The following is a 428-nucleotide window of genomic DNA, read 5'->3' on the forward strand; positions in this document are numbered from 1 at the left end:
CGTCTGCATCTGGGGAACTACTGCCCGAGTCCGGTTCGCCGCACTCACATCGAAAAGAAGAACGGAAAGAAGCGTCCTCTGGGCATTCCGACTGTTTTCGACCGGATCGTGCAACAAGCGATTCATCAAGTGCTCTGTCCTATCTTGGACAGTAGCTTTAGAGCCAACAGCTACGGCTTTCGTCCGGGCTGTCGTGGGCATGATGCGGTTCGCCGCATCTTTGCTTGCAACCGTGAAGGCTTCAAATGGTCGGTGGATATCGATCTAAAGTCGTGTTCCGGTTCCTTCGGCCCGGTCTTGTCGCTGCGCTCGGAAGTCGTCCTGCTCAAAAGTGAACGTGCCGCACATCGTGTCTTCGCTAGCCTCTGCGAGTTCGTCGAGAACAAACTGGGTCTAGAGATCAATCGCGAGAAAAGCGCGGTGCGTCC

1 protein-coding gene is annotated in these 428 nt (G+C 55.4%); it reads left to right on the plus strand.

What is annotated here, in order from left to right:
• The coding region (locus QEH52_RS20220) for a reverse transcriptase domain-containing protein (protein WP_308952770.1) at nt 1–428 on the plus strand (428 nt) is incomplete at both ends.

The sequence above is a fragment of the Thalassobacterium maritimum genome (assembly GCF_031127805.1).
GTDB lineage: Bacteria > Verrucomicrobiota > Verrucomicrobiia > Opitutales > Coraliomargaritaceae > Thalassobacterium > Thalassobacterium maritimum.